This window comes from Pontiella agarivorans (assembly GCF_034531395.1).
In the GTDB taxonomy this organism is placed as follows: Bacteria; Verrucomicrobiota; Kiritimatiellia; order Kiritimatiellales; family Pontiellaceae; genus Pontiella; species Pontiella agarivorans.
In genome coordinates this window covers 271,108-284,407 of sequence record NZ_JARVCO010000012.1, presented here as the reverse complement: position 1 = coordinate 284,407, position 13,300 = coordinate 271,108, and the positions used below count along the sequence as shown (strand labels likewise).

The 13,300-nt window shown below is 52.2% G+C and carries 9 protein-coding genes; 6 read left to right on the top strand and 3 right to left on the bottom strand.

The features are described 5' to 3' along the window. Positions 1 to 96: 96 nt before the first annotated feature. Positions 97 to 3,459, top strand: coding sequence for an autotransporter family protein (locus P9H32_RS14285; protein WP_322609586.1), 3,363 nt, complete (start codon positions 97 to 99; stop codon positions 3,457 to 3,459). Between the two features lie 932 nt (positions 3,460 to 4,391). On the opposite strand, the gene P9H32_RS14280 is transcribed toward P9H32_RS14285, so the two are convergent. Continuing rightward, positions 4,392 to 5,591 carry a phosphoglycerate kinase gene (locus P9H32_RS14280; RefSeq protein WP_322609585.1) on the bottom strand — a complete coding sequence of 400 codons (1,200 nt, stop codon included), beginning with the start codon at positions 5,589 to 5,591 and terminating at the stop codon, positions 4,392 to 4,394. 142 nt (positions 5,592 to 5,733) lie between these two features. On the opposite strand from P9H32_RS14280, the gene P9H32_RS14275 reads away from it, so the two are divergent. Continuing rightward, positions 5,734 to 6,150, top strand: a complete 417-nt coding sequence (locus P9H32_RS14275; RefSeq protein WP_322609584.1) for a hypothetical protein — start codon at positions 5,734 to 5,736, stop codon at positions 6,148 to 6,150. Between the two features lie 16 nt (positions 6,151 to 6,166). Here the strand turns inward: P9H32_RS14275 and P9H32_RS14270 are convergent, their stop codons facing one another. Further along, a complete protein-coding gene (locus P9H32_RS14270) occupies positions 6,167 to 7,144 on the bottom strand; it encodes a hypothetical protein (RefSeq protein ID WP_322609583.1) in 978 nt (325 codons plus the stop codon). Between the two features lie 150 nt (positions 7,145 to 7,294). Here P9H32_RS14270 and P9H32_RS14265 point away from each other — a divergent pair, with 150 nt between their 5' ends. Together P9H32_RS14265 and P9H32_RS14260 are read left to right on the top strand one after the other, a co-directional pair. Beyond that, positions 7,295 to 9,157, top strand: coding sequence for a sodium:solute symporter family protein (locus P9H32_RS14265; RefSeq protein WP_322609582.1), 1,863 nt, complete (start codon positions 7,295 to 7,297; stop codon positions 9,155 to 9,157). A gap of 132 nt (positions 9,158 to 9,289) precedes the next feature. Then, positions 9,290 to 9,886, top strand: coding sequence for a hypothetical protein (locus tag P9H32_RS14260; protein ID WP_322609581.1), 597 nt, complete (start codon positions 9,290 to 9,292; stop codon positions 9,884 to 9,886). A gap of 115 nt (positions 9,887 to 10,001) precedes the next feature. Here P9H32_RS14260 and gap read toward each other — a convergent pair whose 3' ends face one another. After that, positions 10,002 to 10,997 carry a type I glyceraldehyde-3-phosphate dehydrogenase gene (gap, locus tag P9H32_RS14255; protein WP_322609580.1) on the bottom strand — a complete coding sequence of 332 codons (996 nt, stop codon included), beginning with the start codon at positions 10,995 to 10,997 and terminating at the stop codon, positions 10,002 to 10,004. Positions 10,998 to 11,447: 450 nt separating this feature from the next. Here gap and P9H32_RS14250 point away from each other — a divergent pair, with 450 nt between their 5' ends. Beyond that, positions 11,448 to 12,683: a porin gene (locus P9H32_RS14250; RefSeq protein WP_322609579.1), complete on the top strand. Its 1,236-nt coding sequence runs from the start codon at positions 11,448 to 11,450 to the stop codon at positions 12,681 to 12,683. Between the two features lie 103 nt (positions 12,684 to 12,786). Next, positions 12,787 to 13,296 carry a hypothetical protein gene (locus P9H32_RS14245; protein WP_322609578.1) on the top strand — a complete coding sequence of 170 codons (510 nt, stop codon included), beginning with the start codon at positions 12,787 to 12,789 and terminating at the stop codon, positions 13,294 to 13,296. The last annotated feature ends 4 nt before the right edge of the window (positions 13,297 to 13,300 follow it).

Here is a 13,300-nt window from a genome sequence, read left to right as displayed (position 1 = left end):
TTACGTTCGATTTCAATTGATCGGTAACGGGGCGGGGGTTACATTGTGCTATCTTTTTGTAAGAAGTATTTCGACCAACTACCGAGGGGAAATGGAATGAAGAAGCAATCTATCGTCATCTTTTCATTAATCTGCTCTATGAGCAGTATGGCTATTTATCAGGGGCCGTCGAGGAAAGCTCAGACTGACCAACAGATCGAACTGTCATGGAACGCCCGTTTCAGTTATAACAGCGGTGGAGAGAACTGGAGCAACACACTGGAAAACCAATACTCTGGCAGCTGGGTATTTGGCATAGACGACACGACTGTGGAACAAACTTCGGGCGGCAATGTTAACTTTACCCGGGGCGGAGCAACCACCGATCCCACCACCTTATATCTTAAGAACAATGTCAGTGGCTACATCGGCGGAGTCAATAATGGCGGTTCACAGACCACAAGCACAACTGTTCTGGCTGATCCCGGCACAACCTTCAGCGGATCTGATCGCGCTATTGTACTGATGACGTATTCCACCACCGGCAACGGCGGAAGCCATGGTAACTGGGAATTTATCGGCGGAGATTACAGCGGTGCGAATGAAGCGGCCTATATTGAATCAGTCGGCAGTATCGTATTCGACAGCGTCACGTTTTCCCCAGGCAGCGGCGGTTACTCTGCCGTCCAAATCCTCAACTCATCATCAACCACCATTAAAAATTCCAGAGATCGTAACGATATCAGCTACATTGCTTCAGATGCCTCATCTGGGGATGGCCGCTCCGGCCTGCACGTTGGAGGCGGCACCGGAGCTGTATCCGGAGGCGGCACTTTTATCGGGGGAGATGCCGGAGGCGGAGATTCGAGCCTGGTCAACAATACAAGCGAGCAGGAAGCATTCGGCATGGGGGGTAGCGGCATGTATTTTGGCGGAGCGGTTACCTTTAGCGGAAGCAATAGTTACACCTTCGCCGCTGGAGATGCTGCAGATGCCACGGTTGGCGGAACTTCATCTGAAGCCTGGGCAAATGGCGGAAGCGGAGCTTCCGTCGGTTCAGCCAAAGGTAATATCGATAATTCGATTTTCCGCGGTGCCAACGGCGGAGAAGCCGAAGTTTTAAAGCTACAATACCTGACCGCCAAAGATACCATCGTGGAACTGGCCAACGACTCCAAAGCTTTTGCACACGGAGGCAGCGGCCTCTTCGTGGGAAGCGGAAGCGATACACTGATTTTAAACAATGCAGATGCCAGCGGCGGAACTGGCGGCAGCGCGATTGTTGCGGGCACAAACTCATATGCCGATGCGTCGGGGGGCAACGGCGTCACCAGTGGAGGTAATCTGGTTATCAACCAAGGATTTTTCAAGGGAGGAAATGCGGGCAGCGCGTCCGCTCGAGACGGCGAAGCCTACGCCATTGGCGGCAGCGGCGTTTATGCCTCAGGAACGGTTGAAATCAACGGAGGAAGCTTTACCGCCGGTAAAGGAGGAACAGCTACTACATCAGCTTTTGATGGAGCTGGTGTTACCGTTATTGATGGAGAACTCGACATTAACGGAGGCACATTCAAAGGCACGAGCCGGTCATCCCGGGGTCTAGGGTACGGAAATGCCCTTTGGTTGCAGGACAGTGATCTCACTATTGACGAATCCGTTGCGGATACGGTCATTGAAGGTAATATTCTGATCAACGACAGTACCGGAACATCGGCTACGTTTGACGCAGGGCACATTACCGGTGACATCATAAAAATCGGCAGCGGAACCACTGCCCTCTCCATCAGTGAAAACGCCTCCTATACGGGATCATTCATTCAGGATGGCGGAGGAGCCGTAGACGTATCCCTCACCTCCACGAATGAGAGCAAATTTTTCTCTAACGTAGATATTTATGACGGCGATCTTTCATTTTCCGGACAGGAAGTCGTTACTATGGAGGGAGCCCAGTTCACCCTCTACAGCACAAATAACAACACGCTAAGCTTCAACAATGGCGCAACCCTTTCTCAGGGCACATTAATCGATGCTGGATTCAACACAGCTTCTTCAACAGGCGATTTAAACCTCAAGAAGGATTCTACGATCAGAGTAGCTTATGACGTTTCGCGCGGACTCGAAGGAAACCTGACCGTAACCGGCGGAGATTTGAATTTTGAAGAAGGATCCAAATTCATCTTCGACGGTATTGCAGATGTTGCTTCAGGAACTAAAAAAATCGCAACAGCTGACAATGTCGGTTACACCGGAGACATCAATGACTTTATCGACGTCAACTTTGGATGGCTGACGGCGGTTGACACCAATGCAACCAGCACAGCGGGCGGCATCACAGTATCCTGGAACTACAACTCCCTCACCAACTCCTCGCTGAGCGATCTGGATGAAAATGTGCTGTTGCACGTTGACTCCGTAATTCTCAGCACCAACGTTGACTTCTACTCCCTCAATGCTGCAGGTCAAACCAGTGGCGAAAAACTGTTCCGCTACAACATCTCCCAGCTGCCGGATGCTTCCGAAGCTGTATTCCAGTCAGGACAGCAGGTGAACAAACAGATTGCAGCCCGCGGAACAGAATTCCGTTCAATGAACGGATTTGCATCCACCAAACCTGACTTTGCTCCGGAAGGGGTGGCCGGTCCGACCACTAAAACGGATGAGGAAAAAACCATGCAGGGCTGGGTCCGGGTTTACGGCTCAAAAGGTAACCGCGACGCGGAAAATAACTTCGTTGAATACGACAGCACCGCTTGGGGCACTGTGATCGGTGTTGACAAGAGTTTCGGTAATCTACTGGCCGGTGTAGCCGGCGGATACGGCCGTACCGACATCGATGCCGGTACCGCATATCAGTCTGACATTGAAACTTACCACGGGTCTATCTACTCCACTTATGGCGGGGAATCCCTCTTTATTGACCTGGCCCTTACCTATGGCTGGGGAACCACCGAAGAACAAAGCGACATTGTCAATAAGGGCGAATTCGATTATCAAACTTACAGCCTTTATGCCGGAGCGGGATATGCATTCGACCTCGGCGGAAAAATCGCCCTCACCCCGGAAGCATCGCTACTGGCTTCGTTTTACGATCAGGATGAATTCTCCCGAACCAGCATCCTTGGTGACGCAACGGTTAAGGAATATGACACATCATCCTATCTCGGCTCTATTGGAGTGAATCTGGCTACCCAGCATCAGATCGACTGGCTGAATCGGGGTATCGCATACATTCCTGAAGTTCGCGCTCATTACATCCATGAATTCAATGCAGACCCGGATGACTTCACCTATGTGATCGGCGGAACGGCCGCACCTTTTGCAGTACGTCCGCGGGATGAAAATATCTTCCGCGTAGGATTCGGACTGGATATGTGGAGCTGGAAATATATGAACTCCAAATTTGAAATTGATTATGACGCCCTCTTCTCGGACACCTATTGGGAACATATCGTAAGCGGCAAAGTTACTTGGCGTTTCTAATATTTCCAAAGAGTGGAAAAACAAAGGCGATCCTCCGGGGTCGCCTTTTTTTATGCCGTGTCTCTTTTTTCGCTTTTACAGTCCTCCCGAACAATGCCCGATAAATTACCGGGGCATGGATACGAACGAGAACACTGCAGCGCGACGAATTTGATATACAATGGAGACGCCGAGAGTGGATTGAGAACTTTAAAACGTCTGACTTGACGCCCGTTCCATTTTGCAGGAAAAAAACTCCATTGCAAAACGCTGGCCACAACAGTTGTGCAGGGAAAAATAAGTTTTTTTTTGCGCGATGAAACCGGGTCGTGAAATGGTTTCGGCACATGAGGTGCGGGTTTCACCTTCCGAATCAAACTAAGGAACAACTCCTTCTCAGGAACATCCGGCCATCTTCTGCGGCGTCGATTCCGTGTTATAAGGAGTGTGCTACTGAATCATTACGCTCTATTGCCTATGAGCAGCCGTTGATCTATAGCGGGGATCGCTCAAACCTAGGCATTACCGCTGATATTTTTCATTTGCTTGATTTTGACACCCCGTTTTACAGAGACGTTTTGATCAGATTCCCGCCGAAAAGTAAATCAGACGGCCGCAAGAACGCGTCTTCAGAAAAAGATTCAATGCCTGATGAAAAATACCAAGGTCCGAAAAAGCCCATTATCCGTACAAATACCCTTGAGTCCATCGTTCGCCACCCCAGGGCGCAGTACGCTCAGAATGGCATAAGAGACCGACTCCATATTGATTACACCGGGGTATTACAGACTGACGGCTACGGCACACGCGCCTGCAGGAAATCAAACCACTGAAAACCCCGCTTCGTAAGCCACTCACTACTGATACCCGAAAAGACGGGTACACTATATCCTATACATAAAAAAACTCCCGACTTACACCGGGAGTTTCAATAACATGCACTCGTTGTGCAATTACTTATCAGTCAGAGCAACGATGCCCGGAAGCTGTTTTCCCTCCATGAATTCCAGGGAAGCACCACCGCCGGTGGAAACATGGCTCATCTGATCCGCAACACCGGACAGATTGACCGCCGCAACGGAGTCGCCGCCGCCGATGATACTGATGCTGTCGGATTTGGCCACCGCTTCGCAGACGGAGAAGGTACCTTTCGCGAAGGGTTCCATTTCGAAGCAGCCCATCGGTCCGTTCCAGACGACGGTCTTGGCATTGGCTACCGCTTCACAATAAAGATCGATGGTCTTCGGACCGATATCCAGCGCCATCCAGCCTTCTTCGATAGAATCCTCGACCACTTTTACGTTGGCATCCGCAGAAAATGCATCGGCTACGGTGTTATCGATCGGAAGCAGCAGCTCAACGCCCTTTTCTTCCGCCTGTTTCAGAATCTGGCCGGCCAGTTCAACTTTATCTTCTTCCACCAGCGATCCACCGATGGCCTTGCCCATGGCTTTATAGAAGGTGTAGGCCATGCCGCCGCCGATGAGAATCTTATCGCATTTGTCCATCAGGTTTACGACGACGTCGATTTTACCGGAAATCTTCGCTCCGCCGATGATGGCGACAAACGGTTTTTCCGGCGCTTCGAGGGTTTTGCCGAGATACTGGATCTCTTTTTCGAGCAGGAAGCCGGCGGCGCACTGATCAATAAACTTGGTAACCACAGCCATGGAGGCATGCGCACGGTGGGCGGTACCGAATGCGTCGGAAACATACACGTCACCATAGGAAGCCAGCTCTTTTGCAAATGCTTCCTGTTCTTCAGCGGTACAGCCTTTACCCTCTTCTTCTTTATAGAAGCGGACGTTTTCAAGAACCAGAATTTCACCGGCCGGCAGGGCTTCAACAAGGGCTTTCACTTCGTCACCGATCACATCGGGAGCGAGCGTGACTTTGGCTTCGACCAACTCAGCCAGGCGGTCGGCGGCCGGCTTGAGGGTGAACTCCATGTTCTTTTCGCCTTTCGGGCGTCCGCAGTGGCTCATCAGCACCAGCGAACCTCCGTTTTCGAGCACATAGTTTATGGAAGGCAGGGCGGCCTGAATACGTGTGTCGTCCCCGACAACACCGTCTTTTACCGGAACGTTGAAGTCGACGCGCATCAGTACGCGCTTACCCTGAACGTCCAGGTCCTTAATGGTCATTTTATTCATTTCTAACTCCTGTTGGTTAAACGTCCTTTAAAATAAGCCGTTGACTATAAGCATATCGAAATCCGAGTCAAACGAAACAAAGCTGTTGTCCTGCGTTACGAATCCGATAAATTGCATTCAAACAACGCCCGAGGATTGAAAAATGAATCTAGAAACCGCAACTGACCGAATTGAAGCCAATCTGAAAAATCTCGAAACCGCCATTGGTGAAGCTGTTTTTGATGAATGGGCTATTATTGAAAAAACGTCCGAGGGCTGGAAACTGGTGGAATACCGAGGTGATCGGCACGAAGAATTTGTAGCTGACTTTGGTCGGGATATGGCTGCACTGAAAGAAACCCTTGATCCCTCCAATATCCAGATCGGGGATTTTGCCTTTTCCCACGAGGGCTACGGCTCCGGATTTGACGCCCACATCTGCGCCGGAAAAAATAAACTGGTGATTTTCAACAACACCAGGAAGAGCACCGATGAAATCACGGCCAATCCCAAATGGACATCCGCTCAGGTGCATTTCAACAACCTGCTGGAAGCCTTTATTGCGGATCCTCTGACGTAGAATATTTCGGCTGTATTCAGGCCAATCCCGACCAGAGAAAATAGCCGAAGGCGGCCAGCAGGAGCACCGCCGCAATCCGCGGAAGCTTCCCGAGCACCCCGACAAACAGCAGGTGCGCCGCACTGAGCCCCATCAGAATCAGCAGTGACTGCTGCAAAAAAGCGGACGACGGGACATCCCGGAAAACAGCAAAGATTCCGATACAGAGCGGAATGCAGATATGCGCATCGCCCGACTGAGAGGTATAGACCACATCCATCCGGGCTTTGGAAGCATAGTAAAAAGCCAGAATCGCATTCGGCAGTACCATAAGTACCCCGCTGGCCCAGCCCAGCACCTGTGGCGGGACCGTATCGCTTTCCAGAGATTGGAACCACTGCACCAGCCAGTCCGTCGAAATAAAAACACCGGCAGCCCCGATCAACAGCAAAAGAACTTCAACCGGGAGCGTCAACGGATACCTTTTCTTTTTCAGCAAATTGGTCTTTTTCACATCATAAACGTGGAAACACTGCCAAAAGACAAAAAGAAGCAGCAGCACAAATCCGTCCATCCGTCCGATTTTTCCGTCGGCGGCCAGCAGCCAGACAAACAGGGAAAAGAACAGTGCCGCCACCAGATTGAGCGCCAGCGAAAGACGTCCCATTTTATGCTCCAGCACCACGGCCTTGCTTTTTTTCCGTGGAATACTGGCCATGCCCCAGATCAGTACCGGTGCACCGATCAGCAACGTCAGATTGGTGATGTTGTTAAAGAGGCAGTTGATCAACATATCCTCGCCCGTTCCTGCATTCCGGGCAAGAACCAGCGCAAAAACGATATTACCCATGCCCGAACAGAACGGCATAAAAACGGTACCAAGCACCGTACCTTCCACCCCCTGCCCCGATAGCGCCTCCAGCCGCCAAACCACCAGCAGACTGGCCAGCAGAAAAAGGAGAATGCAGGTGACAGGCGCGTAGGCTCCGAGCGATGCGATTGTTTCGTAAACCACTTCCATAGATAAAAAATATAGCAGGAATAGAACCAGAATGAATCCGAATTCTTCAGCCCTCCACCTTTTGCTGGATGACATCCCATTATCGCTTATGCTAAATGTTAACGTTATACATTCTGGAGTTGTATAGCTTAAGGGGACTTACAAATGCATGTAGTGGACTGGATGATCGTCGCCGCGTTTCTCGGTGTTAACATTGCCATCGGAATTTATTTCAGCCGGCGCGGCGGAAAAAATGTGGATTCCTTTTTTGTCTCGGGCCGATCGCTGAAGTGGTATGTCGCCGGCGCCTCGATGATTGCCACCAATTTTGCCTCTGATACCCCGCTCTGGGTCGGCACCTGCGTCCGCGAATCCGGACTGCATGCCGTCTGGCGCTACTGGTCCCCATTCATCGGCTGTGCGCTGGGCGTCGCGCTCTTCAGCCGCCTCTGGCGACGAACCCGCGTAGTGACGGATAATGAAATGCTGGAACTGCGCTACAGCGGAAAAGGCGCACAGCTGCTGCGCGGTATCACGGCCGGTGCCGGCGCCCTGCTGCTCTGTCCGATGATTATCGGCTGGGTCTGCAAAGCCATGATCACCATTGCGCAGGAAGCCCTGGGCGTCTCCGGCCAGACCTTCTCCATCCTCGGTATGGAAATGCCGGCCGAAATGGCGGTTACGATTGTCGTAATGGCCTGCGCCATTGTCGTTTCAACCTCCGGCGGTATGATGGGCGCAGCCTACTCGGATTTTCTTCAATTCCTTCTCGCCACACTCGGCACTTTTCTCCTCGCCTGGCTGGCCATTAAAGAGGTCGGCGGACTGAGCTCCATGGTGGAACAGCTGCAGGCTAATGAATCATGGCTCGGACGGGAGATGAACATCGGCCCGCAGATCAGCACAACCATCACCTCCGAAGGACAGCCCGGAATGATGTCGATCTGGAACGCCATCGGATTTTTCGGTATTCTCTGGTGGGGCAATGCCCTGAGCGGCGGACACCAGGCCCAACGGCTGCTTTCCTGTAAAAACACCAAACATGCTTCAAACGCTCTCCTGATGTTTGCCATCATTTATTTTGCGGTTATCTGCTGGCCATGGATCGCCGTCGCACTCTCCTCTCTGATCGTTTTTCCGGATATGGGGGAAGCCGGTCACGATGCGGCTTATCCACGAATGATGCTGCACATTCTGCCGATCGGACTCCGGGGCATTATGATGGGAACCATGATTGCCGCTTTCACCTCCACCGTACAGACCATGTTCAACTGGGGATCGAGCTACATCGTCAATGATATCTATCGCCGGTTCGCCGTACGGGAAGCATCGGACAAACATTACGTCCGGGTTTCGCGCATCGTGACCGTGTCGGTCGGCATACTCGGCGGGTTGATTGCCTTTAAAGCGGACAATATTCTCCAGTTGCTGGATATTTTCTTTGTGGTCGGCGTCTGCTCAACACTGGTCGCCGTGCTGCGCTGGCTCTGGTGGCGCATGACCGTCGAGGGCGAAGTTGCGGCTTTTGTGCTCAACTATGTTCTCGGCATTCTTATGCTTTTCGGGCATCGGATTCTCGGCCTGGAAAAACCGCTGTTTGACCGCCCAATGGGCTGGCTGTTCCACCTGCCCGAAGGAATCAGCTTCACACAAAGCGCCGATATGCTCGGTGCCCGCATGCTGGTCGTGATGTTCATCAGCACTGTCGCGGCCATCATCGTTTCACTGCGAACAAAGCCAACCGATCCGGAACTGCTGACCGCCTTTGTTCAGCGAACACGCATCCACCGTTTCGGCTGGGCACCGGTCATTGACCGGATTGACGGATACAAACCCGCTCAAACACTACCGCAGGTTTTAACAGACTGGGTATTAATCATGGCCACCATATGCTCGCTGCTCTTCACCTTTGCCAATATTCTCAGATACCGTCTTCCTGCTGCTGCCGGCGCTCTGCTCCTATTCGGCGCCCTGCTGTTCTGGGTGGTTCGTCGCACCAGAAATGAATTGGACGAAGACGATGCGTAAATAAAAACCCGACTCCAACCGCCCCCCGGCATGACGATACAGCCCCGGCACCTGCCTATGAAATAATTGGACGGAAATTAAAGAACCGTTTAACCTGATTGCGATTCAATCAACATCCCCGGGGAGAATTTTATGAAAAAAGCAATCTGGATTTCATTCGTACTGTTCATCGGCAACGCGAATCTTCCGGCACAGGAGGAACAGATTAAAACGGCGAATAAAAAAGCTTCCCCGATATCCCATATTCAGGAACCTTCGCTGAGCGAATCCCCAAACCGTTTCCGTGACAATCTGTATTTCGGCGGCTTCATTAATTTATCGTTCGGCGATTATTCGGTGATCGGAATTGAACCGATGGTCGGCTATTACGTGACCCCGAAATTATCTTCGGGTGTAAAAGTTCGGTATGACTACATTCGGGACGACCGGTATGGCGACTCACGAACCAGCAGTAATTATGGCGGCAGCCTTTTCGGCCGTTACCGCATTAACCAGATTTTTTATGCCCAGCTCGAACCGGCCATGTATAACTATGAACTCTTTTATCGCGGCGGCGGTTCAGAACGGGAATGGATCCCTTATATTTTCGCCGGCGGCGGCGTCCGCCAGCCGCTCTATGAAAAAAGCTGGATCTATGCAGAAGTCATGTTCGACCTCCTGCAAGACAGCAAATCGCCCTACGACGACTGGACCCCCTTCTTCAGCATCGGCGCCGGCACCGGATTCTGAAAATTATCCAGAGAGATATTCTCCAACATCCAACCGTACGCCAACGGCCTGCTGTGGAACAAAAAAAAGCGCCTCCGCATTGGAGACGCTTTTTTTATCGAAGAATCGATCGGGCTTAGCCGGCGATAACTTTGATCAGGTCGAGAACCTTGTTGGAGTAGCCCCACTCGTTGTCGTACCAGGATACAACTTTAACGAAGGTGCCGTCCAGCTGGATGCCCGCTTTGGAATCGAATACGGAGGTGCAAACTTCACCACGGAAGTCCGTGGCAACAACAGCCTCATCGGTGTAACCGAGGATTCCTTTGAGAGCGCCTTCTGATGCTTCTTTCATTGCCGCGCAGATGTCTTCATAGGAAGCTTCGTTTTTCAGCGTGACGGTCAGGTCGACCACAGAAACGTCGGAAGTCGGAACACGGAAGGCCATACCGGTCAGCTTACCGTTGAGTTCCGGAATGACTTTACCTACCGCTTTAGCAGCACCGGTGGAAGACGGGATGATGTTTTCCAGAATGCCGCGACCGCCGCGCCAGTCTTTCATGGACGGACCGTCAACAGTTTTCTGTGTAGCAGTAGCCGCGTGAACGGTAGTCATCAGACCTTTTTCGATACCGAACTTGTCGTTCAGAACCTTGGCAACCGGAGCCAGACAGTTCGTGGTGCAGGAAGCGTTGGAAACGATATCCTGACCCGCGTAGGAATCGGTGTTGACACCGCATACGAACATCGGGGTAGCATCTTTGGACGGAGCAGAAAGCACAACTTTCTTCGCACCGGCTTCGATGTGTTTGCGTGCAGTTTCGTCGGTCAGGAAGAACCCGGTGGACTCAACAACAACCTCAGCGTCAACATCGCCCCAGGCGAGGTTGGCCGGATCGCGCTCAGCGGTGATGCGGATTTCCTTGCCGTCTACAACGAGGGCACCTTCTTTTACTTCAACAGTACCGCCGAAACGACCGTGTACAGAGTCATACTTGAGCATGTATGCGAGGTAATCAACGTCCAGCAGGTCGTTGATGCCTACAACTTCGATGTCTTCGCGAGCCGCAGCTGCGCGAAATACCATACGTCCGATACGGCCGAAACCGTTAATACCAATTTTAGTAGCCATGATTAGCACCTTTCCTTTTTCGGTTAGAAACACCTGTTTCGTTCAAAATGAGCGCACACCCTACCCAACCGCAAAAAACCCGTCAACCACTCTGCAACGGTTTTTATTAGGAGATCCATACCCTTGTTTAGATTTAATACCATTAATCGTTTGACTTTGTTTTAATCGAGGCTAATTTATCGGATGTTTTCCAGTCATTGGAAAATGTTCTCCCTGTCAGGATAAGCCTGAAGGTTGTTTAGACATATTTTTTGCCGGTACGCGGGTTCTGAGGCTGAACAGCATACTGGATACGGAACCATTTGGTTTAGACAACTTCAATTCAGGAAACTCCCTTGGGGCTCCGCCCCCTCTTTGTCCCGGCTCATCAGCTGCTGAATTGTCCGTCGTACTGTATTCCGATGGTTCCGGTCCGTACACCGGCCCGTTTCAGAAACATAAGGAGATAAGATGAACTGCAGGAACCTACTGATGAGCGGCCTCGCCGCTGCCGCAACTGCCGCCGCTGCTCAGAACGAAGATCGACTCGCCGCCCTTGAAAAAAAGATGGCCGAAACCCAAGCCGAAATCGCCGCCCTGAAAGGCAGTCAAAACGACCTCGCCGCAGTAACCCAAAGCACGGGCAGCAAGTTCCGCCTCGGCGGATACGGGGAAATCCACGCCAACTGGGAGGAAAGTGGCAATGACCTGCTCGATATCCACCGCCTGGTGATGTACATCGGCTACGATTTTAATGAATGGATCAAGCTCACCTCTGAGGTTGAGCTGGAACACGCCTCAACCGACGAAGAATACCTGCTGATCGAGCAGCTCTTCGTGGACTTCCTGTTCGACGACGCCGTGAATATCCGTGCAGGCCGCATGCTCGCGCCCCTCGGCATCATCAACCAGAAACACGAACCCACCCTGTTCAATGGTGTCGAACGCCCGAACATGGCAAAATACATCATCCCCTCCACCTGGATGGTTGACGGCATCGGCCTGTTCGGTTATCCGCTGAGCTGGCTGAACTACGAGGTCTATGCCGTCGCCGGACTGAACGAATCGGGTTTCAGCAATTCCGACGGAATCCGCGGCGGACGCCTCAAAGGCCGCCCGGGGTTGAACGACGGTGCGCTCACCGGCCGGCTCGACGTCTTTCCGGTCTCGACCGACGACCAGGATCTGCGCGTCGGAATCTCGGGCTACTATGGCGGAACCGATAACCAGAACAAGGGCGGAAGCCCGAGCGGAACCAACTCCACCGACAACGTCTTCTCCATGATCTCGGCCGACTTCGAATATCAGATCTCCCGCGTGCAGCTCCGCGGCGTTGCCGCCTTCGGCTCGAATTCCGACGCGGACGGGCTCGATGCCGCATACGGCAACGGCGCCGGAGAGGAAATTTTCGGCTGGTATCTCGAAGCCGGAGTCGACGTGCTGCCCGAAACATGGAAAACCGGCAAACTGAAAGATTCCGCCCTGATTCCGTTCGTCCGCTACGAAGCGTACGACACCGAGCATAAAGCGGCGGACGGCGGATCGGGCGATGCCGCCAACGACCGCACCGAAATCACCCTCGGAGCCAGCTGGTTGCTGACCCGGAACTTCGTCATCAAAGCAGACGTGCAGTTTGCTGACACCGAAGCCGCCAGTTCAGACGTCGTCACTAAATACAACATGGGCCTGGGCTGGATCTTTAACTAACACCGATTCACGCGGCCTCATCACCGTCCCCGCTTTGGTACGGGGGGACGGTTTTCGCTTATCCCCCCGTCAGAAAACCGCTATCCTTGCCGTTGTATTACCCATGAACATATTAAAAAAAACCATTCTTCTCATCGCCCTCGGCACCGCGGCATCTGCTGGGGCGGAAAATGTACATGACACGGTCACCCGCGCGCTCAAAGGCCTGCGGACGGCCGAATCCCCTATCCCCTATTCACGCACAATTAAAGAGCTCTATATCGGCTTCGATGAAAAAGGGATACCGAAAACCGGTGTGGCTTTCCGCGAAATCGAATCCTTTAAAACCATTACAGGTGTGGTCATCGTCGATAAAACCGAAACCGGCTACATCCTGCGCGAAGCGGTTTTTCCAGACATTGGAAAAATAAAAAATGCCAAAGACCGCAAGCAGGTCAAAGCCGTCCTTAAACAGTTCCAAAACGTCCCGTTCGATCCCCATGCGGAAAAATCGGCCGTTGATGCCTTGTCCGGCGCCACACGCTATGGGATAAAAACCTCTGGATATTTAAACTACCTTGCGCGGCATGTTGCTCTGCAGATGGAGTCGCCGCCCGAATGGACCAAACCATAAGAAT

Bases quoted from the DNA above. Each gene is read 5' to 3' on its own strand.
- P9H32_RS14285 (WP_322609586.1), top strand. From the start codon at position 97: ATGAAGAAGCAATCTATCGTCATCTTTTCATTAATCTGCTCTATGAGC.
- P9H32_RS14280 (WP_322609585.1), bottom strand. From the start codon at position 5,591: ATGAATAAAATGACCATTAAGGACCTGGACGTTCAGGGTAAGCGCGTA.
- P9H32_RS14275 (WP_322609584.1), top strand. From the start codon at position 5,734: ATGAATCTAGAAACCGCAACTGACCGAATTGAAGCCAATCTGAAAAAT.
- P9H32_RS14265 (WP_322609582.1), top strand. From the start codon at position 7,295: ATGCATGTAGTGGACTGGATGATCGTCGCCGCGTTTCTCGGTGTTAAC.
- P9H32_RS14260 (WP_322609581.1), top strand. From the start codon at position 9,290: ATGAAAAAAGCAATCTGGATTTCATTCGTACTGTTCATCGGCAACGCG.
- gap (WP_322609580.1), bottom strand. From the start codon at position 10,997: ATGGCTACTAAAATTGGTATTAACGGTTTCGGCCGTATCGGACGTATG.
- P9H32_RS14250 (WP_322609579.1), top strand. From the start codon at position 11,448: ATGAACTGCAGGAACCTACTGATGAGCGGCCTCGCCGCTGCCGCAACT.
- P9H32_RS14245 (WP_322609578.1), top strand. From the start codon at position 12,787: ATGAACATATTAAAAAAAACCATTCTTCTCATCGCCCTCGGCACCGCG.